30 protein-coding genes, 1 other RNA gene, 1 pseudogene and 1 other annotated feature are annotated in these 26,699 nt (G+C 38.4%); of the genes and pseudogenes, 5 read left to right on the forward strand and 27 right to left on the reverse strand.

The window, feature by feature from the left end; all coding sequences use genetic code 11:
* Positions 1–11: 11 nt before the first annotated feature.
* The 27 genes from ACYT32_RS09350 to ACYT32_RS09480 all read right to left on the reverse strand — a co-directional run bounded on the left by ACYT32_RS09350 (position 12) and on the right by ACYT32_RS09480 (position 19,380).
* The gene (locus ACYT32_RS09350; protein WP_395265818.1) at positions 12–374 is read right to left on the reverse strand and encodes an initiation control protein YabA; all 363 of its coding nucleotides are present in this window, start codon (positions 372–374) and stop codon (positions 12–14) included.
* Between the two features lie 11 nt (positions 375–385).
* Positions 386–1,339: a DNA polymerase III subunit delta' gene (locus ACYT32_RS09355; protein WP_395265817.1), complete on the reverse strand. Its 954-nt coding sequence runs from the start codon at positions 1,337–1,339 to the stop codon at positions 386–388.
* 1 nt (position 1,340) lies between these two features.
* Positions 1,341–1,667, reverse strand: a complete 327-nt coding sequence (locus tag ACYT32_RS09360; RefSeq protein WP_395265816.1) for a cyclic-di-AMP receptor — start codon at positions 1,665–1,667, stop codon at positions 1,341–1,343.
* A gap of 2 nt (positions 1,668–1,669) precedes the next feature.
* On the reverse strand, positions 1,670–2,320 hold the full coding sequence (tmk, locus tag ACYT32_RS09365) for a dTMP kinase (protein WP_395265815.1): 651 nt from the start codon (positions 2,318–2,320) through the stop codon (positions 1,670–1,672).
* Positions 2,321–3,097: 777 nt separating this feature from the next.
* Entirely contained in the window at positions 3,098–3,385 is a 288-nt protein-coding gene (locus ACYT32_RS09370) for a YaaL family protein (protein ID WP_395265814.1), read from the reverse strand.
* Between the two features lies 1 nt (position 3,386).
* The gene (gene recR, locus ACYT32_RS09375) at positions 3,387–3,986 is read right to left on the reverse strand and encodes a recombination mediator RecR (RefSeq protein ID WP_395265813.1); all 600 of its coding nucleotides are present in this window, start codon (positions 3,984–3,986) and stop codon (positions 3,387–3,389) included.
* Positions 3,986–4,294: a YbaB/EbfC family nucleoid-associated protein gene (locus ACYT32_RS09380; protein ID WP_395265904.1), complete on the reverse strand. Its 309-nt coding sequence runs from the start codon at positions 4,292–4,294 to the stop codon at positions 3,986–3,988. Before ACYT32_RS09380 ends, recR begins: the two co-directional genes overlap by 1 nt.
* Before the next feature lie 35 nt (positions 4,295–4,329).
* Positions 4,330–6,054 (reverse strand): DNA polymerase III subunit gamma/tau, encoded by a 1,725-nt coding sequence (gene dnaX, locus ACYT32_RS09385; RefSeq protein ID WP_395265812.1) that lies wholly within the window; start codon positions 6,052–6,054, stop codon positions 4,330–4,332.
* Positions 6,055–6,137: 83 nt separating this feature from the next.
* Positions 6,138–6,220: signal recognition particle sRNA small type (gene ffs / locus ACYT32_RS09390), an RNA gene on the reverse strand.
* A gap of 43 nt (positions 6,221–6,263) precedes the next feature.
* Positions 6,264–6,740 carry a nucleoside deaminase gene (locus tag ACYT32_RS09395; protein ID WP_395265811.1) on the reverse strand — a complete coding sequence of 159 codons (477 nt, stop codon included), beginning with the start codon at positions 6,738–6,740 and terminating at the stop codon, positions 6,264–6,266.
* A gap of 2 nt (positions 6,741–6,742) precedes the next feature.
* A complete protein-coding gene (locus ACYT32_RS09400; RefSeq protein ID WP_395265809.1) occupies positions 6,743–7,057 on the reverse strand; it encodes a hypothetical protein in 315 nt (104 codons plus the stop codon).
* Between the two features lie 43 nt (positions 7,058–7,100).
* On the reverse strand, positions 7,101–7,703 hold the full coding sequence (locus tag ACYT32_RS09405; RefSeq protein WP_395265808.1) for a class I SAM-dependent methyltransferase: 603 nt from the start codon (positions 7,701–7,703) through the stop codon (positions 7,101–7,103).
* Between the two features lie 70 nt (positions 7,704–7,773).
* On the reverse strand, positions 7,774–8,142 hold the full coding sequence (gene rplL / locus ACYT32_RS09410) for a 50S ribosomal protein L7/L12 (RefSeq protein ID WP_395265807.1): 369 nt from the start codon (positions 8,140–8,142) through the stop codon (positions 7,774–7,776).
* Between the two features lie 41 nt (positions 8,143–8,183).
* Positions 8,184–8,690: a 50S ribosomal protein L10 gene (gene rplJ, locus ACYT32_RS09415; protein ID WP_395265806.1), complete on the reverse strand. Its 507-nt coding sequence runs from the start codon at positions 8,688–8,690 to the stop codon at positions 8,184–8,186.
* Positions 8,691–8,740: 50 nt separating this feature from the next.
* Positions 8,741–8,860, reverse strand: a sequence feature (ribosomal protein L10 leader region).
* Between the two features lie 34 nt (positions 8,861–8,894).
* Positions 8,895–9,575, reverse strand: coding sequence for a 50S ribosomal protein L1 (rplA, locus tag ACYT32_RS09420; protein WP_395265805.1), 681 nt, complete (start codon positions 9,573–9,575; stop codon positions 8,895–8,897).
* Between the two features lie 104 nt (positions 9,576–9,679).
* A complete protein-coding gene (rplK, locus tag ACYT32_RS09425) occupies positions 9,680–10,102 on the reverse strand; it encodes a 50S ribosomal protein L11 (protein WP_025085249.1) in 423 nt (140 codons plus the stop codon).
* A gap of 119 nt (positions 10,103–10,221) precedes the next feature.
* On the reverse strand, positions 10,222–10,767 hold the full coding sequence (nusG, locus tag ACYT32_RS09430; protein WP_395265804.1) for a transcription termination/antitermination protein NusG: 546 nt from the start codon (positions 10,765–10,767) through the stop codon (positions 10,222–10,224).
* A gap of 94 nt (positions 10,768–10,861) precedes the next feature.
* Positions 10,862–11,047: a preprotein translocase subunit SecE gene (gene secE / locus ACYT32_RS09435; protein ID WP_395265803.1), complete on the reverse strand. Its 186-nt coding sequence runs from the start codon at positions 11,045–11,047 to the stop codon at positions 10,862–10,864.
* Positions 11,048–11,060: 13 nt separating this feature from the next.
* Entirely contained in the window at positions 11,061–11,210 is a 150-nt protein-coding gene (gene rpmG / locus ACYT32_RS09440; protein ID WP_075887434.1) for a 50S ribosomal protein L33, read from the reverse strand.
* A gap of 76 nt (positions 11,211–11,286) precedes the next feature.
* Positions 11,287–11,826 (reverse strand): sigma-70 family RNA polymerase sigma factor, encoded by a 540-nt coding sequence (locus tag ACYT32_RS09445; RefSeq protein ID WP_461793428.1) that lies wholly within the window; start codon positions 11,824–11,826, stop codon positions 11,287–11,289.
* A 148-nt stretch (positions 11,827–11,974) separates the two neighbouring features.
* The gene (gene rlmB / locus ACYT32_RS09450) at positions 11,975–12,742 is read right to left on the reverse strand and encodes a 23S rRNA (guanosine(2251)-2'-O)-methyltransferase RlmB (RefSeq protein ID WP_395265801.1); all 768 of its coding nucleotides are present in this window, start codon (positions 12,740–12,742) and stop codon (positions 11,975–11,977) included.
* Positions 12,723–13,136, reverse strand: a complete 414-nt coding sequence (locus tag ACYT32_RS09455) for a Mini-ribonuclease 3 (protein ID WP_395265800.1) — start codon at positions 13,134–13,136, stop codon at positions 12,723–12,725. The genes rlmB and ACYT32_RS09455 overlap by 20 nt, the downstream gene beginning before the upstream one ends.
* Positions 13,129–14,538: a cysteine--tRNA ligase gene (gene cysS / locus ACYT32_RS09460; protein ID WP_395265799.1), complete on the reverse strand. Its 1,410-nt coding sequence runs from the start codon at positions 14,536–14,538 to the stop codon at positions 13,129–13,131. Before cysS ends, ACYT32_RS09455 begins: the two co-directional genes overlap by 8 nt.
* 78 nt (positions 14,539–14,616) lie before the next feature.
* Complete coding sequence (gene gltX / locus ACYT32_RS09465; protein WP_395265798.1) at positions 14,617–16,113, reverse strand: glutamate--tRNA ligase; 1,497 nt, start codon at positions 16,111–16,113, stop codon at positions 14,617–14,619.
* Positions 16,094–17,389 (reverse strand): PIN/TRAM domain-containing protein, encoded by a 1,296-nt coding sequence (locus tag ACYT32_RS09470; RefSeq protein WP_395265797.1) that lies wholly within the window; start codon positions 17,387–17,389, stop codon positions 16,094–16,096. The genes gltX and ACYT32_RS09470 overlap by 20 nt, the downstream gene beginning before the upstream one ends.
* Positions 17,390–17,403: 14 nt before the next feature.
* Positions 17,404–18,777, reverse strand: coding sequence for a DNA repair protein RadA (gene radA, locus ACYT32_RS09475; protein ID WP_395265796.1), 1,374 nt, complete (start codon positions 18,775–18,777; stop codon positions 17,404–17,406).
* An 18-nt stretch (positions 18,778–18,795) separates the two neighbouring features.
* On the reverse strand, positions 18,796–19,380 hold the full coding sequence (locus tag ACYT32_RS09480; RefSeq protein WP_395265903.1) for a dCTP deaminase/dUTPase family protein: 585 nt from the start codon (positions 19,378–19,380) through the stop codon (positions 18,796–18,798).
* A 90-nt stretch (positions 19,381–19,470) separates the two neighbouring features.
* Between ACYT32_RS09480 and ACYT32_RS09485 the strand changes: the two genes are divergently transcribed.
* From ACYT32_RS09485 to ACYT32_RS09505, 5 genes and pseudogenes are all read left to right on the forward strand, one after another.
* Positions 19,471–19,773 (forward strand): GNAT family N-acetyltransferase, encoded by a 303-nt coding sequence (locus tag ACYT32_RS09485; RefSeq protein WP_395265795.1) that lies wholly within the window; start codon positions 19,471–19,473, stop codon positions 19,771–19,773.
* Entirely contained in the window at positions 19,774–20,463 is a 690-nt protein-coding gene (rpiA, locus tag ACYT32_RS09490) for a ribose-5-phosphate isomerase RpiA (protein WP_395265794.1), read from the forward strand.
* A gap of 15 nt (positions 20,464–20,478) precedes the next feature.
* Entirely contained in the window at positions 20,479–21,822 is a 1,344-nt protein-coding gene (locus tag ACYT32_RS09495; protein ID WP_395265793.1) for a C1 family peptidase, read from the forward strand.
* A 225-nt stretch (positions 21,823–22,047) separates the two neighbouring features.
* Positions 22,048–24,471, forward strand: a complete 2,424-nt coding sequence (locus ACYT32_RS09500; RefSeq protein WP_395265792.1) for a Xaa-Pro dipeptidyl-peptidase — start codon at positions 22,048–22,050, stop codon at positions 24,469–24,471.
* 124 nt (positions 24,472–24,595) lie between these two features.
* Positions 24,596–26,680, forward strand: a pseudogene (locus ACYT32_RS09505) (KUP/HAK/KT family potassium transporter).
* The last annotated feature ends 19 nt before the right edge of the window (positions 26,681–26,699 follow it).

Consider the following 26,699-nt stretch of genomic DNA (forward strand, 5'->3'; position numbering starts at 1 on the left):
AATAGCTCCCCTTATCTAATTTTAACTTTTTTGTGACCCTTGTCATTACTGCCATAAAGAACATTTGTACAAAAGATACATTCTTCTTGATCTTTACGATGGGTCCCATAGAATTGCTGACATACATGGAATCCCTTGCGATATAAACTCTCTAAGTTTAACCGTGAGTATGACAATTCATTTCCTTTAACATCTTTATCCTCATAACCCATTTTTTCCAAATGCTTACGAAGATTTTGGTTCTCAATCTTCAACTCTTCCTTTTCCTCAAGAGTCTTAGATAGCTCCTCTTTTAGCAAAGAAACTTTTTTACTTATATCATTCAATTGATTAGTAATCGTCTCAAATTCATCATATAAATCCTTCTCTGCCATATTTTCACCTACTAATCTACATATTTTAATGATAAATCTTCTAGAATAGCTTGAAATGATACGTTACTTTTCCACATCTGTTCAGCTGTGAATAATTCATCGGACATTTTAACCAATTGTGGTATGCTCTTTTGGCTCAAGAGATCAACTTTGGTTAAAATCGATTTTTCTAAATTGTACCTAATTGATAATATATCACTAAATATTTGATTCAACATGTCGAAAACCAAATGTTGTTGATCTTTATTCTCGACTAATGGCATGACATCAGTCTGTATGTCGACAAAACAATTTATTTTTTGATTGTTAACTTCTTTCAACCAATTGGTGAGTGCTGTAGTTAACGATTGATATTTTTCACCAGTTATAGCTTCTAAATATTTTATATCCGAACTCTTCAAAGCACGCAGTGCCTGTTCTTCTTTAAAACCTTGCTCAACTAAACTAGCAATTTCATCGCTATTACTCTGATTCGATAGGTGAAAAATCTGCACACGCGACAAAATAGTTGGCAAAATTTGTTTAGATGAATCGGCCAATAAAATAATCATCAAGTTACCTTCTGGTTCCTCAATCGTTTTCAACAAGTTATTCGCAGCTTGCACTGTCATCTTCTCAGCTTCATCAATGATCAAGATTCGTCGATTACCTTGGGTAGCGGCCATATTGGCTTCTTTTTTGAAAAACTTCACGTCATCCACACCGATACTCTGCTTGTCGGTCTTGATCTCCAAAACATCAGGATTATCCCCAAGAGCAATCGTCTGACATTTTTGACACGTTTGGTCAGGAAGTCCACCTTGCAAATGTTCGCAAAACTGACTCTGGGCCAACCAAATTGCCATTTGTTGTCTAATTTTAGAGGAAGCATTGTCGATCAAATAAGCATGTGACAACATCTTGGCAGAAATAATTTTTTGAAATTCGTGAACAACCTTAGGTTGCTCTTCAATAATTTTTTCCATTCTAAAATCTCACAAATTTATCAACAGGCAAGATGAAGCACGTTGCTCCACCGACTTGAACTTCAACTGGTTCACTCAAACTAGAAGCGGCTTCTGGCATAAGAAATGTTGGTGTAACGAATTGAGATCTTGTGTGACAAGTTTTCTTGATGATTGCCAAAGCATCATCGATTTTTTCCTCTTCCACACCGATTAAGAATGTACAGTTACCGGCCTTTAGAAAACCACCAGTTGATGACAATTGGGTAGCTCTAAAATTATCTTTCACAAGATTTGCTTGTAATTGTTGACTATCTTTTGATTGAATAATGGCTACAATAAGTTTCATGATTATTCTCCTTGATTAAAAATATTTGGAAACTTTTTAACAATGATATCTAACGTCTCAGCAACAATTTGGTCCGGACTCTGCTGAGCATCGATTACCTTAATACGCTCTGGATTAGCCTTGACGATTGTCATATATGAGTCATAGACCCGCTGATGGAAACTGATAGCTTCCTTCTCCAAACGGTCCATAGCGCCTTCATGGTCTTTTCTGATCCGAGCTAAGCCCACCTCTGGAGTAACATCAAAGTAAATCGTCAAGTCAGGTAAATGACCATCGATGGCAAAATCATTGATTTCACCGACCGCTTTCATTCCGATTTCACGACCACCGCCTTGATAGGCAATAGAACTATCGACAAAGCGATCACTCAACATAACCTTATCTTTTTCCAAAGTTGGTAAAATCACATCGATCAAGTGTTGTCTTCTTGCCGCAGCGTATAATAAAGCTTCAGTTCGGGAGTCCATTTCTTCATCATGAATATCCAAAATAATCTTGCGGATTTTTTCAGAAATGGGACTACCCCCAGGTTCACGAGAAAGCACAACCTCACGTTTTGTTTTAGCCTGCAATAGTGGCATAAGTTTCTTCAAAGCAGTTGTTTTGCCTGCTCCATCTGGTCCTTCAAACGAAATAAAAATTCCTGACATAAGTTAATCTCTCCTAATGATTACTACTATTTTACTTGAAAATTCAAATAAATGAAAGATTATAGAAGAAGAGACGGGGGTGTATGTTCACTGCCGTCATCCGCTCCAGTTCTGGGGGATATGGAACGTGGTGGGCCGACTTGGAGCCAAGAAGACCGCTTGTCTTCAAGTTCGACCTTTTACTAAATTGGCAAAAGACGCCAATTAAGTAAAATTTCACCACTGATATCCCCCAGAACTTCCGCTCCTGACTAGGATACTGCATATTTGATTTGTTAGTGATATTTATAGGAATCCTCCATTGCTTATTTTGCTTGGTAGGAGTGGAAGCTGGAAAACCTTAGTGCTTAAGGGAAAAAGATAAAGGATAAGACAAAAAATGTATTGAACTGACATAATCATATCAATTCAATACATTTTCTAATTTCTATTAAAGATATTAATTCATTTAAAGACACCAGTTCATTTTATCTTTTAAGATTTAAGTTCTTGACCCTAATCTTTAGCCTTTGAACTTGCTATTGCCCTTGAACTTGTTCACTTGAGGGATATCCAAACATGTTTTAACATCCTAGGCTGTAGTGAGAGCTCTGAGGGGTCTAAGCCATGAAATTGTTCTTAGTGGGCGAAGCACACTTAGAACAAGGCTCGACTTTGAAACAATTGCGCATTTCAATTGTTTCAAAGCGATGCCCATGGCGTTCCAGACCCCTCAGAGCCGAACGGAAGCCGGCAGTGAACCCACACACAACCAATTAAAATTATCAGATTAGTGGTTTACCAGTGCTTTTCCGCACGACTAGGCTGCTTCAAAAAAGTATCCTCATCACCGAAAATAATATTGGTCGTTGACTTAGCTTGAGCCTTTCGTCTCCTAGCTTCCAAATACAAAAACTGATACTTGAGCTTGTCAAGTTTCAAATGAAGTCTAGTTTGATCATCAACATCCACTGAATTGTTGATCATCCTTTGAGTATTACTGATCCGTTGTTGGATCACATGGATATTACTGAGAAGACGATCGTCTTCTTTTTTTTGCACGGTTAATTTTTTTCTACCAAACATGTTAAATCTCCCTGCGTCCTAGAACGGCACTCTTTAGAGTCATCTCATCAGCATATTCGATATCTGAACCGACGGCTAATCCATGTGCTAGTCTAGTTACTTTTATTCCGGCTGGCTTAACTAATTTGGCTAAATATTGAGCCGTTGCTTCACCTTCTGGAGTCGCATTGGTGGCGATGATCAATTCCTTGACGTTCTTGTTCTCCTTCAAGCGATTCAACAACAACTTGATATTCAAATCTTCTGGACCTACACCATCGATTGGTGAAAGGACGCCTCCAAGTACATGGTACAAACCATTGTAACCATTAGTATCATCAAGCGACATGATATCTTTGGCTTGTTCAACAACTAAAATCGTCGATTGATCACGGCTCTTGTCGCTACAGATCGGACAAATCTCTTCAGTTGTGATATTTCCACAAATTCGACATGATTTCAGGTCAGTTTTAGCGGAAATTAAATTGTTGGCAAACTCTTGCACTTGTTCTTTATCCATCCCAAGCGTAAAGAATGCCATCCGGGTAGCAGTCTTGCGGCCAATACCTGGTAACATCATGTAACTATCAATTAATTTAGAAATTGGTTCTGGATATTTCATTACATCAACCCATTTGTGTATTTACCTAATTTAGCTTGCTTATCTTGATCTACGGCTTCAAAGGCATTGTTTAAAGCATCGATTAACATATCTTGTAAAGTGTCAGGATCATCCGGATCAATGATCTTTTCACTGATTGTTAAGTCAGCTATTTTCTTGTCACCAGTAACCTTAACTGTGACAAAGTTATCTACTGAACTTCCTGAATATTCAGTCTTGTTCAATTCTTCAGTAGTAGCTTGAACTTCTTTTTGCATCTTTTGAGCTTGGCGCATGATGTTGGCCATGTTGCCACCCATTCCGCCCATATTTGGCATTCCTTTACTCATTGTAAAAATTCCTCCTAGTCATCTTTAACATCAACTATATCGTCACCAAACAGTTTAAGAGCTTCATCAACGGTGGGATTAGTCTTTTTAGTTTCTGTATTTGATTTTACATTTTTTGGTTGTTTAGAATCAATATTATTAGCAATATATTCTTTACGAATATTAGGCCAATCTTTTTTTGGTACCAAGACGATTTGGCAATCTTTTTTCAAAAGCCGGCTGGCATTGTCAGTCAACTCATTCAAAAACTTGCTATCTTCTTGAACTTGCTCGAACCACAAGGCGTAATCAAAGGCAACTACGATACCATCTGCCGAAGCAGCAACTGGTTCTGAGACTTTCATCATAGCACGTTGTGAGATAGAAAGCATACTCATTAAATCGGGCCAAATATCCTTAGCAGAATTTAAGTCATCTTTGGTTGCACTACCTAAGACTTTATAAATCGCAGTCTTATTCAAACGGGTATTGTTGTTTGCACGGCGGCGAGTCTTCGGTTTAGTCGTAGCTGTCGGTTTAATCGTTCCCGCGGACAAATCTTTGACTTCATTTTGTAAATGCGACACTTCATCTCGCAGCTTATCTAATTCAATATTTTCGACCTTCGTCTGCTCGGTATCACTTTCAGTGCTTGATTGGGTCAAAGCACTCACAACTGCTGGTTCACTAATTTTAACAGTTAAAATTTCCATATAAATATCAGTTTGGTTAGAATTCTTGAGATTCTTTTGCGTGGCACTGACTTGATCGACGATATAAAATAAGCGACTATTGTCAAACTTATCCGCAATCGCCAATAAATCCTTAGTCATCACCGAACCATCCATCTGCTTTGATAAATCTGAATTGGAATTATACAGGATCAAATTACGGCATACCCGAATCAACATTTCCGTAAAACGTAACGCTGACCGACCACTAGCTAAAATTTGATACAGACTAGTCAGCGCCTGGTCAGGTTTATTATCGGCAATTGCAGTCATATACGAAACAATCTGTTCATTACTCAAAGCACCTGTAACTTCTTGAGCATTTTTGAGCGTCAATTCATCGTCGCCGTATGATAACGCCTGATCCAAGATACTTAAAGCATCACGCATTCCACCTTCAGCCGAGGCTGCGATAATATTCAGCCCTTCTTCATCATACTTGATATGTTTATCATTCAAAATATAAACCATGCGGTCCAAAATATCTTGCGACGAGATGCGACGGAAATTAAAGCTTTGAGTTCGAGAAATAATCGTCGCTGGGATCTTTTGCGGTTCAGTTGTGGCCAAGATAAACATGACATTAGCTGGTGGCTCTTCCAAAGTTTTCAACAGGGCATTGAAAGCCCCTTGTGAAAGCATGTGGACTTCATCAATAATGTAAACTTTAAACTTGGCTTCAGTCGGTGCATATTTAACTTTGTCACGAATATCACGGATCTCTTCGACACCATTATTTGAAGCGGCATCGATTTCGATCACATCATTCAAACGATTTTCATTAGCTGCCTGACAAATCTCGCACTCATTACAAGGTTCGCCATCGTGCGGGTTCAAACAGTTAACAGCTTTGGCTAAAATTTTGGCGCAGGATGTCTTTCCCGTTCCACGAGGACCACTGAATAAATAAGCATGACTGGTCATATGACTAGCCACGGCATTTCGTAGTGTCTGGGTGATGACATCTTGACCGATTACATCAGAAAAAGTTTGGGGACGCCAAACTCGATAAAGTGCTTGATATGCCATTTTTACTCCTTCAAAAAAACTGATATATAAATTTTAACACAAAAAAACTCCTAATCCTGAACAGATTAGGAGGCTAATATACATAACAAAAGGCACATGGCACACCTTACTTAGTGCTGCTTTCTTCCGAACCTGACACGATTCACAAGAGCACCATTGCCCTAAGGCCTTACGGCAATAACTATAGTACTATAAAATTCTATAAAATGCTACTTTTTGCGTCGAATTTCTCGAAAGAAATTCTGTAAAAGTTGTGCAGATTCCTCGGCTTTGACACCACTTAAGACTTCTGGCTGGTGATTATAACGGGTTTCTGCCAAGAGATTATTGATTGAACCAACTGATCCAGCCTTGGGATCGAAGGCTCCATAAATAACCTCTTCAATGCGACTGTTAATAATCGCACCAGCACACATTGGACAAGGCTCGAGTGTCACAAATAAGCTAGTATGCTCTAAACGCCAACTACCGACTTTTTCACAAGCTGCCTCAATCGCAATTATTTCTGCGTGTTTGATGGCATTTTGTGTTTCCTCACGTTCATTAGAGCCATGAGCAATTACTTCACCGGTTTGATTGTCGACGATGATACAACCAATTGGAACCTCTCGCCTTTTCTCAGCCTCTCTAGCTTCAGCAAGTGCTAAGTCCATATATTCATTTATTTTTTCTTCTGAAAATATCATTTTTAACTAATTAAATTGGTTACTTTCTTTTCTAAGTATTTGGGGAAAACTGGAGCTTTGAGCTTGAGCTGATTTTGTTCTTTTTGAATCTTGTCAAGAATATCCAATAATTCTTTAACTTGCTCATCTGACAAAGTTCCCACGAATTCCATTAAACTTTCATTTCCATGTAAATATTTTTCAACATAAGATTCGAGTCTTGCCCGTTCTTTGTTGATTTTCTTATTCTTCATGAATTTGACAGCGGCATAGATTGCCAACGGTACTCCTGCCAAAACTAACGATAATATTGTGACAATTACGATTTTCTTTTTCATCTGCAAGCGCCTCCAATATGAATATAACACATTGCAAAATATTTTAAATCAATTTACTTTTCAAAATGTAATATCCTTTATCACGAGTAACAACTTCAACATTGCCAAACGTCTGATCCATCAATTTCTTTGCAGACGGTGCGCCTTGTTTCTTCTGCAAGACAATCCACAATTCACCATTAGGTTCTAAATAATCCTTTGAATCGGCCAAAATTGATGTGACGACTTCTTTTCCTGCCCGAACTGGTGGATTAGATACGATCAGTGCATACTTGCCTGTAACGCTTTTATACGTGTCAGACTCATAGATTTCAACGTTAGTAACTTGATTATTAGAAGCATTTTTCTTTGCTAAATCTAAAGCCCTTAAATTAACGTCGACCATGGTAACAAGGCGTTTAGGTTGGTCTTTTGCTAAAGCTAAACCGATTGGACCATATCCACAACCGACATCAAGAATATTGCCGTTTGGGATATTTTGAAAATCAATCGCTTCGATCAAGACACGTGAACCGTAGTCGATCGTTTGTCTGGAAAAGACGCCACTGTCAGACATAAAGTCAAAATTGTGCGTACGTAATGTGAAATTAAAGTTCTTTAGTTCATGTTCCAAATTAGGATCATTTTCAAAATATTGATTAGCCATAATTTCCACCTATCCTTTTGAGGGTAAAAAAAAACCCTCTTACGAGGATTAATTTTATCATTAAAGTGTATTACTTCAATGTAACTGTTGCACCAACAGCTTCTAGTTTTGACTTCATGTCTTCAGCGTCAGCCTTAGCAACGCCTTCCTTGATAACCTTAGGAGCGCCATCAACAAGGTCCTTTGAGTCCTTCAAGCCAAGTCCTGTGATACCACGAACTTCCTTGATAACCTTAACCTTTTCTTGACCTGATTCTGTAAGTTCAACGTCAAATGAGTCTTTTTCTGCAGCAGCATCGCCACCAGCAGCACCGGCAGCAGCAACTGGAGCAGCAGCCTTAACGTCAAATTCTTCTTCAATAGCCTTAACAAGGTCGTTAAGTTCTAGAATTGAAGCATCTTTTAAATCATCAATAATCTTTTGTGTATCTAAAGCCATTATTGTATCCTCCAAATATTGAGTTTTATTTTTTTAATTAATTAAGCGGCAGGTTCGTCGTCTTTTGAGTCTGCAACGGCCTTAACAACCATAGCAAAGTCGCGAACTGGAGCTTGTAATACAGATACCAACATTGATAGCAAGCCATCTCTGTCTGGTAATGTTGCAAGTTCTTGAATTTGATCAAGAGTTGCTGCTTTACCTTCGATGATTCCACCCTTGATTTCAACGGATTCAACATCTTTGGCAAATTTAGCTGCTACTTTAGCAGGTCCAACAGGATCTGTTTCTGAGTAAGCAATAGCTGTAGGTCCAACGAAGTATTCTTCTAGGCCTTCAACACCGGCTTTTTCAGCTGCACGTCTCAAGATAGTATTCTTGATAACTTGCATTGTAGCACCTTGTTCACGTAATTCAGCACGCATTTCAGTTGCTTGTTCAACTGTAAGACCTAAGTAATCGATAACGATTACTGACTTTGCGCCTGTAAGTTGTTTAGCAATTTCATCAACTTGTGCTTGTTTTGCTGCTAATACATCTTGCTTCATTATTACGTTTCACCTCCACAATTTTTTAGTTAATATCTACAAATTTCGGCTTAAAAATAATAAAATCTCTGTGCCCAAGGGACACAGAGATTAAGTGAAATAATCTTCTGGCCTCGGCAGGATATTAAGACTTTCATCACCTGAGTCTTCGGTAGAAATCAACTATATTAATCTATCATTATTTTGGTAGTTAGTCAACACTAATTAAGCGTTGATCTTTAGACCAGGTCCAAATGTAGATGTCATGTTAACACTTGTTACATAGTTACCTTTAAGTGAGGCAGGACGTGCCTTCAAGATAGCATTGTAGAATGTGTCAAAGTTTTCAGTGATCTTGTTTGTATCAAATGAAATCTTACCGATTGGTGCGTGGATAAGACCGTTTGAGTCAACACGATATGTAACTTGTCCGGCTTTAATATCATTAACAGCCTTTGTAACATCCATTGTAACTGTACCTGTCTTAGGGTTAGGCATCAAACCTTTAGGTCCAAGAACACGACCTAAACGTCCAACTTTAGCCATCATTGGTGGTGTTGCAACAGCAACGTCAAAGTCTAGCCAACCGTCTTGGATCTTTTCAACAAGATCATCTGAACCAACAACATCAGCGCCAGCTGCTTCAGCATCTTTAGCTTGTTGTCCTTCAGCGAAGACGATAACCTTTTGTGTCTTACCAGTACCATTAGGTAGTACGATAGCGCCACGAATTTGTTGGTCAGCTTGCTTTGGATCTACAGATAAATTGATAGCAACTTCAACAGTTGCGTCAAATTTAGCAAAGTCAACCTTCTTTAATAACTCAACAGCTTCTTCAGCAGTATAGTTTTTGTTTTTATCTACTTGTTTTAATGCTTCAGTATATTTCTTTCCATGCTTAGCCATGCTAAGTTCCTCCTTGCTTTGTGGTCTATGCGGAGAATAAGATTTTCTCCTCCCACTTGTTAAGAATGTTTTCACATCCCTGTAACCTGCTTAAATCTAGTCTTTTACTTTACTTCAAAGCCCATACTTCTTGCAGTACCAGCAACCATACGCATTGCAGATTCAACATTTGCAGCGTTTAGGTCTTTCATCTTGGTTTCAGCAATTTCGCGAACTTGGTCTTCAGTAACTGTGGCAACCTTGTTTGTGTTAGGTTCGCCAGAGCCCTTTTCAACGCCAGCAGCTTTCTTCAATAGAACAGCAGCTGGTGGTGTCTTTGTAACGAAATCGAATGAACGGTCTTCGTATACTGAGATAACAACAGGGATAATCATACCCTTTTGATCTTGTGTACGTGCATTGAAGTCCTTTGTAAAGGCAACAATGTTAATACCAGCTTGTCCTAAAGCAGGACCAACTGGAGGAGCTGGAGTAGCCTGTCCAGCAGGGATTTGTAATTTTACTACGTTAGCAACTTTTTTAGCCACGGTGCATACCTCCTTGTTCCGTGATGTGGTCATGATGAGAATATAAATTTTCTCTCCCACATGTATGTCTCAAAAACATACCGTTATATAGTAGCACGGTCTACTAGTTCTGACAATAACTAATTTTGCTTTTCAACAGCTGTAAAGTCAACTTCTGCTGAAGTCATACGACCAAACATATCAACGTCAACTTTAAGTTTTCTGTGTTCATCATCTACTTCGGTGATCTTACCAGTCATATCTGAGAAAGCACCGTCAGTGATCTTAACTGTTTCACCAACTTCAAAGTCAGATGGCTTTTGAGCATCCATACCAAATTCGCTCAAGATGTTATCAATTTCTTCTGGTAATAGTGGTGCTGGCTTACTACCAGAACCATGACTGCCGACAAATCCGGTAACACCTGGTGTATTACGAACAACGAACCATGATTCGTCAGTCATAACCATTTCTACAAGAACGTAGCCAGGGAAAGTCTTTTCCATTTCTTTCTTTTCTTTACCGTTTTTAACTTTTGTTTCTTCTTCTTCAGGAACAACTGCACGGAAAATGTAATCTTCCATACCCATTGATTGAGCACGTGACTCGAGATTTTCTTTAACTTTATTTTCGTATCCTGAATAGGTATGCAATACATACCATTGTTTTGCGCCAGCTTCAGCCATAATTTCCTCCAAAATTCAAAATAAAAAAACTTCGAACAAGTCGAAGTTTTCTCTCATTACTCATATCATAGCAAATTTTTATTGTTCTTACAATCTATTTAGCCATGATAAAGTGTTGCAATAGTGCAATGATACCCCAATCAACTAAAGCAAAGAAGATTGCGTACATTAGTGATGTTGCGATAACAGTCCATGTATCACGTCTGTTTTCTTTAAATGTAGGCCAAACAACTAATTTCATTTCTTTATTGACACTACCAAAAAATTTAAATAGTTTCATTTGTTCCTCCAGGTTATCTTGTTTCTTTATGTAATGTATGTTTACCGCAGTGCTTGCAGAACTTTTTAACTTCTAGACGTTCTGTTCGATTAGGGTTTTCAGTAATTGTGTAATTACGTGAACCGCAAACTGTACAAGCAAGGGCAACTTTTCTTAATCCCATGTTTATCTCCAAAGTCCAATTTATATCTTAATCTTATTAATTGTAAACTCTGTGGGATATTTTGTCCATTGCAATCTTATGACAAATCTTTTTCGTTAGCCTTTTGGATTTTCTTTTTACACTTGGAAGCTGCTGACCGTAAGCTCTTATCTGAACATTTTGCTTGCTTACAAGCCTCATCAAGATTCAAATTGCCGAAGGTAAAGCGTAAAGCTACTAGCTCACTATGATTCATCTTACCTGCAGCTTTTCTAACTTGCTCCACAAATTCAATCATATTTTTTTGACTGGGACTGACCATTGTCGATTGATCCACTTCATCAAGCGATTCCGTCATTCCATTTACCTTCCGCTTGGTGGCATTCTCGTATCTGATTAAGTCGATCACATGATGCTTAAATTTCATTTTGAAAAAACTACCGAATTTTGATCCGGTTGAGCCATCAAAAATTTTGCAGGCATCAAAACAAGTAATAAAGGCCTCTTGATACCAATCATCACGGTCAAAACTAGTAATGAAATATTCACTAGCCAAATTGTCAATCATTGGATGATACTTTTCCACCAGTTGAGCCAAAGCCTCAGAATCGTCGTTTCTTCTTACTTCTTCAACCAAAAGCAATTCGTCTTCGTAGTACATAATTTCAATATATTACGGACAGCAACCTTATAAATATCAGCTTACCTGACTTATTTTTCAAATAATAGCGAACATTTGTTTACAAAAAAAACGAATGAAAATTAATCATTCGTTTAATAATTTTTTAAGCATGACGTGAGGCAAAAGCTTGATACAACAAGATACCCGTTGCCACTGAAGCGTTCAAACTTTGGACGTGTCCAACCATGGGAATATTCAAAGTTTGATCTGCTTGTTTAAGCACAAGTGGTGAAATGCCTTTACCTTCGTTACCAATAATTAGAGCCACAGCTCCTTTGGCATTCCAGTTACGGTAATTGTCACCTTCCATAGCGGTACCAAAAACCCAAATATTACGTTTCTTCAAGTCCTTGATAGTATTGACCAAGTTAGTAACTCGGACTACTGGGACGTGTTCAATTGCACCTGTCGAAGTTTTGGCTACGACAGCAGTTAGTCCAGTTGAGCGATGCTTAGGAACAATAATTCCATGCACACCAACAGCGTCAGCCGTTCGCATGATTGAACCTAAGTTATGAGGATCTTCAATCTTATCCAAAATTAGAATAAATGGATCTTCACCTTTAGATTCAGCATTCTTAAAGATATCGTCCATTTCTGCGTATTGATAAGGGGCAATATAAGCTGCCATTCCTTGATGGTTGCCACCTTCACTAATATCATCTAGCTTATTCTTCGGAACTTCTTGGACGATCAAACGGTCACGTTTAGCCAATTTAATAGCCTCGGCAATGTGCTCACTTGATAGTCCCTTTTGGACTAGGACCTTATTGACCCTTTGATTGGCCGTAGCCGACTTTAGTAGTTCCATTACGGAATGGACACCATATACTAGTTCTTTTGCTTCTGTATTATTTGAATTGTCTGTCATCAGCTGCTCCTGTCTCCACTTCATTTATGCACCAAAGTGCCAGTTCTTTAACGCGTTCTTTGTCACCAGTAATATCTAAATAACCAAAGACGGCTTCAAAACCAGTCGACATATGATATGTGACAACACTCGTATTTTTGGCCTTTGTTTGCTTTTTAGCATTGCGACCATTCTTGTAAACTCGAATCTCCTCTTCTGTCAAAACATCCTTATCCAGCATCAAAGTTATCAATGAAGCTTGAGCTTTGGCGGAAACGTAATGTTTGGCTTGGTGTTGGAGTTCATTGACTTTAACAATATTTTTAGAAAGCAAATGTTCACGCACAAAAACTTCGTAAACGGCATCCCCTAAATAAGCTAAAGTTACACCATTAAATTTTTTAACATCAGTCATTAATATGCCACCGTGTTCCTTGTGGTGTATCCTCTAAGATCACACCCATATCTTTTAGTTGGTCACGCAATTTATCACTCGTGGCAAAATCTTTATTTGCCCGAGCCTGCTCACGTTCATCGACCATCTTCTGGATCTCAGCTGATAAGTCTTGCTGACTATCTAGTTGTACACCCAAAATACTTGTCAAATTAACCATAGCTTCTAGGATAACATTTGCACTATTTTTCGCAACTATATCTTGGGTAGCATAGCTGTTAGCTAAGCTTACTAAATTGAAAATCTCAGTAAGGCCATTTTGAACGTTGAAATCATCATTCATGGCAGCTTTGAAGGCGTCAACTATCACAGCAACTTTGGTAAACATACCACTGTCATCGTCGTCTTCGTCAGCATTGTCCAATCTGAACTTCAAGTTGTTATAAGCTGTTTTGATCTTACTCAAATTATCGTCAGCTTTTTGCAGGTTCGATTGTGAATATTCCAAAGGTCGACGGTAATGGGTTGATGAAAGGAAGAATCTCAAAACTTGTGGGTCAACCGTCTTAACCAAGTCGTGTACAGTCACAAAGTTGCCTAAAGACTTACTCATCTTTTCGTTATTTTCAACGGTCACAAAACCATTATGCATCCAATAATTTACAAATTTTTGACCTGTTTTAGCTTCGCTTTGAGCGATTTCATTTTCATGGTGAGGAAATTCCAAATCTTGACCACCACCATGAATATCAAAAGTATCACCTAAGTATTTCGTTGACATAACTGAACATTCGATATGCCAACCTGGACGCCCTGCACCCCAAGGCGAATCCCAATTGATCTCACCTGGCTTAGCTTTTTTCCAAAGGGCAAAATCGATTGGATCTTGTTTCTTATCGAATTCAGAATCACCAACGTGTTCACTGGCACCTTCTACCAATTGGTCGATATTTTGGTCAGACAATTCACCGTAGTGCTTGAACTTTCTAGCTCGATAGAAAACATCGCCATCTGATTCATAGGCATAATCTTTCTCAATCAAATCTTTAATGAAATCAATAATCTCCGCGATATTATCAGTTGCCCGAGGATTGATGGTTGCCTTTTGTACATTGATCTGATCAATATCTTCATAAAAAGCTTTGATGAAACGGTCAGCCACTTCCGGAACAGTGATTCCTTCACGCTTAGCTTCCTTGATCATCTTGTCGTCAACATCGGTAAAATTAGAGACGAATTTAACTTGATAGCCTAAAAATTCCAAGTAGCGGCGAACTGTATCAAAGGCTACGATTGAACGGGCATTACCGATATGAATATAGTTATAAACAGTGGGACCACAGACGTACATATTGACTTGATTAGGTGTTATTGGTTTAAATTCTTCTTTTTGACGCGTTAAGGTATTAAAAATTTTCAACATAATCTTCACCTATAAAAAAGGGTTGGAGGCAAACTAAGTTTTCCTTCAACCTCTTTTAACTTTTATTTTTATTTGAGCCTATTTCATTTCTTTCAAAGTCTTGTCGATGTTTGCCAAGGCTTTTTCTTTACCAAACAATTCAATTGTTTCAGCAATTGCTGGACCATGCATAGTTCTAGTTGTGGCAATACGGGCAGGCATATAAAGCTTTCTACCTTTGACACCAGTATCAGCACGAACTGATTGGATCGCAGCCATAATTTGTGAAGCAGTGAAACGGTCAAGTTTTTCTAACTTACCTTTCAAGTCTTCGATAGCTGTTCTGGAATCGTCATCTGTTAATTCTTTTTGTTCATCATCCGTCAAGTGTTCTGGCTGATTGAAGAAAATATCTGACAATTCAACGATCTGTTGTGTATAACTCATTTGTGGCATGTATAGTTCTGTCAAATGACGAACCCATTGGATCTCATCAGTTGAAGGGTTAGCCTCGATTCGTTTTGCTTCAATCAAGTTGTTCAAAACCAAGTCAGTGATTTCGCTAACGTCAGCGGATTTGACATATTGGTTGTTGACCCATTCAAGTTTCTTTTGATCAAACTTAGCAGGTGACTTGCTCAAACGATGTTCATCAAAGATCTTGATAAATTGTTTTCTTGTAAAGAGTTCATCTTCACCAACTGGTGACCAGCCAAGTAATGTAATGAAGTTAAACATAGCTTCTGGCAAGTAACCTAGTTCACGATATTGTTCGATGAATTGGAGAATTGATTCGTCACGTTTACTTAACTTCTTACCAGTTTCAGTATTGATGATCAGTGTCATATGACCGAACTTAGGAGCTTCCCAACCAAGTGCTTCGTAAATCATCAATTGTTTTGGTGTGTTAGCAACGTGGTCATCACCACGAAGAACATGTGAGATTTCCATCAAATGGTCATCAATAACAACGGCAAAGTTGTAAGTTGGCATACCATCACGCTTTTGGATAACCCAATCGCCACCGATAGTATCTGAACCAATGGAAACTTTACCCTTTACGATATCGTCCCATTCGTAGTTCTTACCAACTGGCACGTGGAATCTGACAACTGGTTGTAAACCAGCATCTTCAGCTTCCTTGATTTTGGCAGCTTTTTCTTCTTCAGACATACCTTCGAATTCATATTCGTAATGAGGCATTTGTCCGTGAGCTTCCTGATCTTCACGCATCTTTGTTAGTTGTTCTTCAGTCAGATATGATTTGTAAGCTAAACCTTTTTCGAGTAACTCATCAATATACTTTTGGTAGATATCTTTTCTTTCTGATTGACGATAAGGACCATAGTCACCACCGACATCTGGACCTTCGTCCCAATCAACGCCGAGCCACTTTAAGTTTTCTAGTTGACTCTTTGTTCCACCTTCGACGTTACGCTTTGTATCAGTATCTTCAATTCTAATTACGAATGTTCCCTTGTGGCTACGTGCAAACAAGTAGTTGAAGATAGCTGTTCTAGCATTACCAATGTGTAAATGTCCTGTTGGACTTGGTGCATATCTTACTCGAATTTTATTATCTGACTTTTTTGCCATTTTTTTGTTCTCCCCTTTTGTTTCTTGAGTTGTTTTTATTCGAATTCCGGTTACCATTGTTGCGGTTACGGTTGTTATTGCGGCCATTGTTGCTGTTTCCGCTGTTGTTACTGTTATGGTTTGTTGAATTCTCCTTGGCACTACTCTTTTCCTGGATACCATGCATTGAATGCTTAGGCTTTGCAAAAATCATTTTACCAGCATCAGTTTGCAATGCACTAGTTACGATAACTTCGATGTCCTTGTTAATGAAGTATTTACCTTCTTCAACAACGACCATCGTACCGTCTTCTAGGTATGCAACACCTTGCTCTCTTTCAGTACCCTCTTTAATAACTTTAACAGTCATCGTTTCTCCTGGCAAAACCATTGGTTTCAAAACTTTGGCTAACTCGTTAATGTTAAGTACTTGAACATTTTGAAATTCACTTACCTTACTTAAATTATAATCATTTGTGATGACAGCACCACCGATTTCTTTGGCTAATTTAAGTAATTTCATGTCTACTTCTGGAATATTATCATAATCTCTAGTTGTTGTTTCATAGCGAATCGTCTGATCCATCTTGATTTCATTCAAAATATCTAGTCCACGACGACCACGCTCACGTTTTTGATTATCACTTGAATCCGAGATCAATTGCAATTCGTGCACCACAAAATCTGGAATCATTAATTTTCCTTCAAGAAAACCAGTCTGAGCTAATTGATGAATCCGGCCATCAATAATAACTGAAGTATCAAGAATCTTGTAAGGATAAAAATCCTTCTTGGCTGATCTACGAGTAACTTGACCTTCAGAAGCTATTTCATCGCTCTTTGATTCTGACTTACTTGCATTGCTACGCTTTGAAAGTGAAAAATTACTCCAATCGCTTCGGCGGCTAGTTCCCATTCGAAAACCGATCCAACCGAAAACAATCATCAAGATGACGGGAATAACATTAGAAAACATGTTGTGCATCATATAAAACGGAATCGAGATAATATTAGCTAATACCAATCCTCCAATCAGAAAGACTGAACCATAAATGATCCATCCTGGTGATCTCGAATTAAGATAACGTTCGATCTGCTTATTTAAATCTAAAATTGGTTTAACAAATAAAAACGACACGAAATAAAAAATGATACATCCAATAAGTCCGTCAAAATAGTTGTTATTGATAAAGGCAATTCCTGTTAAACCTGATAATTCCCACAAAATTGGTAAAACGGTAATCCCAACCGCAATACCTAAGAGTGCGAAAATAATATTAATTACAATCTTTCGCATAAAAACCTCCTCATTTAAAAAATCTTATTCATTGCATCTAAAACTGTGCTGACACCGATTATTTTAATCTTATTATTTTTGGACCAATCACCCAAATTATTTTTAGGAATAAAGATTCGTTTGAAGCCTAATTTTTCAGCTTCATTAACTCTTTGGTCGATACGATTGACTCTTCTGACCTCACCAGTTAAGCCAACTTCACCGACAAAACAATCTGTTCCAGCAATACCAGTATTTTTGTAGCTTGAAGCAATCGACATTGCTAATGCTAAATCAATTGCCGGCTCGTCTAATTTTACACCACCGGTTGATTTCAAATAAGCATCTTGATTCTGCAACATCAAATTGCCTCTTTTTTCCAAAACCGCCATGATCACGGAGACACGATTATGATCTAGGCCAGTAGCGGTCCGCTTCGCATTACCAAAAATCGTCGGCGTGATCAATGACTGAATCTCAACTAAAATCGGTCTAGTACCTTCCATTGAAACGACAACGGCTGAACCATTGGCATCCACCAGCCGTTCCTCTAAGAAAATCTCTGATGGATTAGCAACTTCTACCAAACCTTTAGTCCGCATCTCAAAGATACCAATCTCATTAGTTGATCCAAAACGATTTTTAACCGAACGTAAAATTCGATAACTATGGTGAGTGTCCCCTTCAAAGTATAGAACAGTATCCACCATATGTTCCAAAATTTTTGGACCAGCAATTGCTCCACCTTTAGTCACATGACCAACGACAAAAACCGTGATATTTTGTTGCTTGGCGATGTTCATCAATTCAGCAGTAACCTCACGAATCTGAGAAATACTACCAACTGCTGAGGTGATTTCTGGTTCATCCATTGTTTGAACTGAGTCGATGATCAAATAATTGGGCTTCATTTCATCTATCGTCTGGCGAATGTAACTCATGTCTGTCTGTGGATACAAGTACAAGTTATCACCAGTGATACCTAAGCGATCTGCCCGCATCTTGATCTGAGAAGCACTCTCTTCACCAGAAACATAGAGCACCTTACTACCATCTTTGGCCAACTGACCGGATACTTGCGTCAGTAAAGTAGACTTTCCAATTCCCGGGTCCCCACCGATTAAAATCAGTGAACCAGGGACGATTCCTCCACCTAACACACGGTTCAATTCACCTAAATCAGTCTTAACACGAGGCTCCTTTTCAAATGAAACTTCGCCCAACTTAACTGGTTTAGCCTCTAGATCACTGACCCGTCGACTAGGAGTTGCACTAGCTTTAATGGCTTCTGGACGGTCAACTTCTTCAACCATCTGATTCCAGACACCACAATTAGGACAACGTCCCAAATACTTAGGTGAAACGTAGCCACAATTTTGACATACAAATTTTGTTTTAGCTTTTGCCAATTAAACAGTTCCTTTCTATTATATTCCTGAAGAACCAAATCCTCCATGACGTTTCGTTAATCCGCCTTCATCATCATCAGTTGTTAAGTATTTCAAGAAAATACCTTGAGCTAAACGTTCGCCCTTCTTAACTTTGTAATCGACAGGGAAGAAATTGATCAACTGCACAAATAACTCGCCCTCATTACCATCATTATTATAATAGTCAGCGTCAACTACTCCAATACCATTCGGGATCGATAAACCACGCTTTAGTGGATTGCTTGAACGACTAGCAATGATCAAAACTTCATCCGATTGCATAAAGGCCTTGATACCAGTCGGTACTAATACTGGCTTAATTGATTTCTGAACTTCTGCAATTTTATCGTCGTCCATTTTGCCTTTATTCAAAATAAATTTCAAAACATTGAGCACACCGAATTTCCAAATGGAAGGGACCACGAAATCTTCAGCACTTTCAATATCATAGCCAGCCGCATTTTTAGTTTGACGAATTGGTAAATTGATTCCTTTATCCTCGTATTTTTTTACAATTTCAAATCCACGTTTTTTAGTCAAATCGAAAACTCCTTCAGCATTAGATAAGTAAAATGATAGCATTTTAGACGCTATAAAACTATTCATTCCACTGACTTTCTTCTTATAATAGGGTAGTATAAGATTAAAATAAAAAAGCAGGAGGTAATTTTTATGGAATTAAAACATGAGGATGGCCGTTTCTTTTATGAAGAAAACGACAAATTAGTCGGTGAGATCACTTATTCCAAAGTGAAAGATGGTGTTATCTCGCTTGACCATACTTATGTCGATGATGTTTATCGTGGACAAGGCATCGCCGGTAAACTGTTGAATGCAGCTTTAGACTTTGCCGACTTGAAAGGTCTCAAGATCGTGCCAGTATGCGAATATGCTAAAGCAGCCTTTGAAAGAGACCCTAAAATCAGGTTTTTATTGACTGAAAATTACCAAGAATTGCTCAAGGGGGAAAAGTAATTGGATCAAAATGAATTGAAACAAGCGGTTGGTATTAAATCAGTCGACTTTATCCAAAGTGACTCAGTCGTAGGCCTTGGTACTGGCTCAACGGTTTATTATATGATTGAGGAATTAGGTAAAAGATACCAAGCAGGACAAATCAAAAATATCGTTGCCGTAACGACTTCATCACGTTCAGAAAAGCAAGCACAGTCGCTAGGCATCCCTACTAAAAATTTAAACGATGTTGATCATATTGATCTAACGATTGACGGTGCTGATCAAATCGACAAAAATTATCAAGGTATCAAAGGTGGCGGTGCAGCACACTTATTGGAAAAGATGGTTGCCATCAACTCCACCAAGAATATTTGGATCGTCGATCAATCTAAATTAGCTGACAGTCTGGGAAGTTTTCCTTTGCCACTTGAAGTGATTCCGTTCGGTTGCGAAAAAACTTTCACAGACTTGCAAAGAGAAAATCTTCAACCAGAATTTCGTTTGGACGATAATGGTGAACGTGTCTTGACGCACAATAAAAATTACGTCATTGATTTAAAGATGGGTGAAATCAAACATCCTCACCTACTAGCCGATTGGTTAGATCATCAGGTCGGAATTGTTGCACACGGCCTATTTCTTGATATAGTTAATACTATTATCGTCGGTTACCCAGATGGACCAAAAGTAATCGATAATATCAGATAGAGGAGAATATATTGTATGACAAAAGAAATTACTTCACAAGAATTAGATAACTTTAAAACTGCATTCGAAAACACACCTGGCTCTTCGGCTATTAAAAACGCTGTAGCCAACAATGGTCTATTTAAATCAAGTGAAACTATTGCTTCTAAAGTAGCGATGGACCCAACTTTTTCAGTTGAAATCGATACTGGTAGCGTAGCCGATCAAAAGCAATCAGGACTTTGCTGGGTCTTTGCAGCCTTAAATACGATGAGACACCCTCTTCAAAAGGAATTTAAGATCAAGGGCTTTGAATTGTCACAAGGCTACATGCTCTTTTGGGACAAACTAGAGAAATCAAATTATTTCTTTGAAAATGTTATTAACACAGCAGCATTGCCAACTGGCGACCGTAAAGTTGACTTCCTAATGGCAACCCCTCAACAAGACGGTGGTCAATGGGATATGGTCATGGCTCTAGTTCAAAAATATGGTGTCGTTCCTAAGGCCGTTATGCCAGATACATTCAGTCGTACAAACTCCTCTGAACTCAATAACGTCCTCAATAAGAAATTACGTAAAGACGCTATCATCTTGCGTGACTTAGTCAACAACAATAAATCTGAGGAAGATATTGAACGTAAGAAAAATGAATTACTAAGTGAAATTTACAAGATCCTAGTTTATACAGTTGGTGTTCCACCTACTAAATTCGACTGGGCTTATCGTGATGACGACAAGAACTATCACAAAGAAACTGGTATCACACCACAAGAATTCTTTAAGAAATATGTTGGCTGGGACCTAGATAGCTATATCTCAACTATCAATGCTCCAACTGCTGATAAGCCATACAATCACGTTTATACAGTTGAAATGTTAGGAAACGTTGTCGGCGGCCGCCAAGTTCGTCACCTAAACCTTGAAATCAATGACTTCAAGAAATTAGCTGTCAAACAACTACAAGCCGGCGAAACAGTTTGGTTCGGTAGTGATGTTGGCCAAAGTTCTGACCGTAAGATCGGTATTATGGATACTAACATTTATGACCTCGAAGGCCTCTTGAACACTGACCTCAAGATGACCAAAGCCCAACGCCTTGATTACATTGAAAGTATGATGACCCACGCAATGGTCATTACCGGTGTTGATCTCGATGAAAACGGCAATCCATTGAAGTGGAAAGTTGAAAATTCATGGGGTGAAAAAGTCGGTACCAAAGGTTACTTCGTCATGAGCGATTCATGGTTCAACGAATTCGTTTATCAACTAGTTATCAACAAGAAGTACTTACCAGAAGATCTCAAAGAAACCTTCGATAAAGAATCAAAAGATCCAAAAGTCTTAGCACCATGGGACCCAATGGGAGCACTTGCATAATCAGAGAGCGGAAGACGACGCTTAGATTTCGAGCATTTGCCTAATCTCACGAATTATACTCGCCTTTTTAATTTTATTAACTCTCATGTACCACAAACACAATACAAGAAGTCTGGTTCTCCAAGTTAGCGTACGCTAAACGAGTTATCAGGCTTCTTTTATATACGTGGAAATAATCACTCCCATTGCACTATAATATAGCCAACATGAAAGGAAGTTCTTTGTATGAAAAATAATCAATTTGCGATTCGTCCAACAGATTTTGATACTCAAATAAAAGAGTTGCGAGAAATTGGTTTTCTCGATAAAGACAATGAAGCTGAAACTAATCCGATCCAAGTTTGGATCAGTTTCCTCAGCAAGAGTTTCTTAGAAGACAAAACCTCTTCGACTTTTGACGAAGCCTTGAAAACGTACATGGCTACTACTGATCAAAACTTGAGCGACTATCTTGATTCTGCTAGCCAAGTATCCGTAACGGCGTTTTATAACGTTGCGTTACAGCTTTTGAAATTCAATCCCGACGTTGATTTCACGTTTGATGATCCAATTTCGGCCATGAAAAAAATTCAATTGATGATTGCTGACCATAACGGTGACTTCTTTACAGTTGATGAATTAAAATCAGCTTGGTATTGGCTGTTAGCAACTCACAATAAAGTTGGCCAAACCTATATTGATTTTTTGGCAGCCAAAGGCTATTTCACAAAGTTTTATGGCAAGGTTTCCCATCCACTGCTCTTCAATGGTAAAACTTTACCTGTTTTCGATCCTCACAAATTGATTCGTGAAGTCGTTTATGTTGAATCTCCACAAGACAGTGATCATGATGGCAAACGAGACCTCTTAAAAGCCGAGATCTTGCGTCCTTACGAAACTGAAAACGGATTGAAAGTTCCCGTGCTTTACACTGCTAGTCCATATAATCAAGGGACTAATGATGAGACTGGCGAAAAGTTGACTCACAATGTGAATGTTCCACTGACACGCAAAGAACCAAACCAACTTCAGTACTCAGATATCGAATTCAAAGATAAGGCAGCTGAGATTCTAGAACCTCGAACGGTCAATGGTGAAACCAAAAAAGCTGAACAAAGCTTTTCACGCGAAAGTTCTTACACTCTTAACGATTATTTCTTAGCCCGCGGATTTGCCGTAGTTTATATGGCAGGTATTGGAACCAAAGATTCTGACGGTTTCAGAACGACTGGTGATCCCGAAGAGACTACTTCTACCGTTGCCATCATCAAATGGTTAACTGGTCAATTACCTGCCTTCACTAATCGCACTGATAACATTGAAATCAAAGCTTGGTGGTCGAATAAAAAAGTTGCCATGACTGGCCGCTCTTACTTAGGTACTTTAGCTACTGCAGCCGCAACTACCGGTGTGGATGGTTTAAAGACAGTTATTTCAGAAGCCGCTATCTCAAGTTGGTATGACTACTATCGTGATGGTGGCTTAGTAATAGCCCCAGGAGGATTTCCAGGTGAAGATGCCGATGTATTAGCTGAAGAGACTTTCAGTCGGCGACTACAGCCAGGTGATTTTCACCAAATCAAATCCCAATGGGACAAACAAATCGACCAAATTGAAACTGGTCAAGATCGTACCACCGGAGACTACAATCGTTTTTGGGACGCCCGCAACTATCATAAAAACTTCAAAAATATTAAAGCTGATGTTTTCATGGTACACGGTCTCAACGATTGGAATGTTAAGCCTAGAAATGTGGAAAGACTTTGGAATGGAATCAAGGATAACGGCGTTACGCAGAAATTGATTCTTCACCAAGGACAACACATTTATATCAATGCCTTTCGTTCAATCGACTATAACGATATTATCAATCTTTGGTTAACTTATGAACTATTAGGAGTAGACAATCAGGCAAAGGAAATCATCCCTAATGTCATCATTCAAGACAACACTAAGACAGAAAATTGGACTGCCAAAAAAGACTGGTCTAATGCAGATAATCAACAAGTTAAGTACAACTTATCGAATGATAAATTAACTACATCACCAGTTACTGAAGCAACTCAAAGTTTTGATGATCAATTACCTCAAATTGACTTTGACAATTATGCCAAGCATAACGCCACATGGGAAAATGACTTAATTGCCGGCGACGCTAAACTAGCCGGACATCACTTAACTTATCAAACAGAGCCACTCAAAAATGATTTGATTATTGATGGCAAGGCCAGAGTCAACTTGAAGGTATCGTCAAGTCAGGATATTGGTCTATTGAGTTTTCAATTGATTGATTATGGAAAAGCAAAACGCCTCACTGTTTCTCCAACTCTCCTTTCAAAAAATAGTTTAGCCGGAACTTATGATTGGCGTGAAGATGATTTACGTGAATTTACTTCTGCTGCCAGCTCACCTTTTAAAATGATAACTAAAGGTCATCTCAATCTCCAAAACCGTGAAAACAATTATAAAGTGGATGAACTAGAACCAAATGTCTTCTATAATCTTGATGTAGAGTTACAGCCCACTTATTACAAATTGTTAAGTGGTCACCGTTTGGGATTAATTGTATATGCAACTGACTTTGGAATGACCGTACGTGGAAACCAAAATATTAAATACACAGTTCAAGCAAATGAATCAGCTCTGTTAGTTCCTATTAATCCAAATTAATACCAACTACTTCAAACAGCTGACGACTATGCGATAAATCACTATACCAAAATAATGTGGTTTCATACTATCAATTTGAATGTTATAATCGCGGTTGAACTGTTTATTTTTTGGAGATTATTATATGGAAAAGACACAACTAAATTCATTAAAGAATAACCCCCATTCAAAGAAAAGCATTGCTGGATTCTTAATTGCATTGGGAATTGTTTATGGGGATATTGGTACATCGCCTCTATACGTTATGCACTCTTTAATGGTTGGTAACGGTGGACTAGAGAAGATGTCCACTGATTTTATTCTTGGCAGTGTTTCCTTAATTTTTTGGACACTGACTTTAGTAACGACAATTAAATATGTTTTGATCGCTTTGCGAGCTGATAACCGCGGTGAAGGTGGTATTTTTGCCCTCTACACCTTGGTTAGAAAACGTGCAAAATGGCTCATTATTCCAGCTATGATCGGTGGGGCAACCTTTTTAGCTGATGGTATGATGACACCTGCGGTTACTGTTACAGCCGCCATTGAAGGTTTAAAAGGAATTGCCTTTAATAATACGGTATTGATCAGTACTCAGAATCAAGTAATTATCGTGACACTGATCATTCTATCGACACTCTTCTTTATCCAAAGATTCGGAACGCAATTGATCGGTCGTGCTTTTGGACCAATCATGTTAGTCTGGTTTGCTTTCTTAGGCTTAATGGGTATCATGAACCTTTCACATGATTGGACTATGTTAAGAGCTTTGAATCCATACTATGCTTTTGAACTATTACGTAGTCCTATTAACATCAGAGGAGTTTTCATCCTTGGTAGTATCTTCCTGGCCACTACTGGTGCGGAAGCTCTCTATTAAGATATGGGACACGTGGGCCGTCCTAATATTTATACTAGTTGGCCCTTCGTCAAAATTTGTCTATTACTCAGCTACTTAGGACAAGCTACTTGGATTTTAAGCGTTAAAGATAATCACGCCTTGCAAAATATGGGTTCAGCCATGAATCCGTTCTATCAATCGATTCCAGCTGACTTTAGACTGTTTGGAATTTTCTTATCGGCAATGGCTGCTATTATCGCTTCTCAGGCCTTAATTTCTGGTTCCTATACACTTGTCTCTGAAGCAACTAAATTACGTATCTTCCCAAGATTAAAGACTTTTTACCCTACTAATTTCAAAGGTCAGTTATATATTCCAACAGTTAACTCAATTATCTGGGTCGTTTGTTTATTCATTGTTTTCTATTTCAAAACTTCAGAAAATATGTCTAATGCTTACGGTCTTGAAATCACCATCACCATGTTGATGACAACTATCCTGTTACATCAATGGTTATTGATGTAACGAGCTAACCGAGTCTTTACCACAGTAATCATCAGTTTCTTCTTTATCATCGAAAGTATCTTCTTTGTAACCAACAGTAGTAAGTTCATCCATGGTGCTTACATTACGATGTTCATCGCTGCTTTACTTATCTTGGTTATGTTCGTTTGGAGATATGGTGAACGTCTCAAAGATGACAATACTTATCGGAGTCACTTCGTGTCACTCTTAGCTTTTAAACATCAATTGAATGATCTTCGTAAGGACCCAAGCTATCCACTTTACACAACCAACTTGGTTTACTTAACTAAGATCCACGATGGCTATCGCATCAAGAAAAATATTCTTTATTCTATTCTTGATAAACGGCCCAAACGAGCTCAAGTCTATTGGTTCGTAACTGTTAACGTTACTGATGAACCTTATACAGCTGCTTACAGTGTGGAAACTTTTGATACTGATTATATGGTCAGTGTACAACTATACTTAGGCTTTAGAGTTGATCAAAAGGTTAATGTTTATTTGCGGCAAGTGGTCAACGATATGATGTCTAACGGCGAAATCAAACCACAGCCACAGAAATATACTACGATTCCTGATCGTGATGTCGGCGACTTCTCATTCGTAATTATCAAAGAAGTCCTCTCTCCAGATACCAAAATCAGCAACTTGAAGAAGAGTGTCATTCACATGCGCTTCTTCCTCCAGAAATTTATTTCACCTGCCAACTGGTTCGGTTTATCATACAGTGATGTAGTCGAAGAACGAGTGCCATTGGTACTTGGAAAAGTTTCACTCAATCGTTTACGTCTAGTCAGAAAAGATCGTTCAGCTTTGAAAGATATTAAAGTTGACGAAGAAATTGATGACGATGACGAAGATTAACTAGTCTACTAAAAATTAT

The organism is Companilactobacillus sp. FL22-3, from assembly GCF_054881455.1.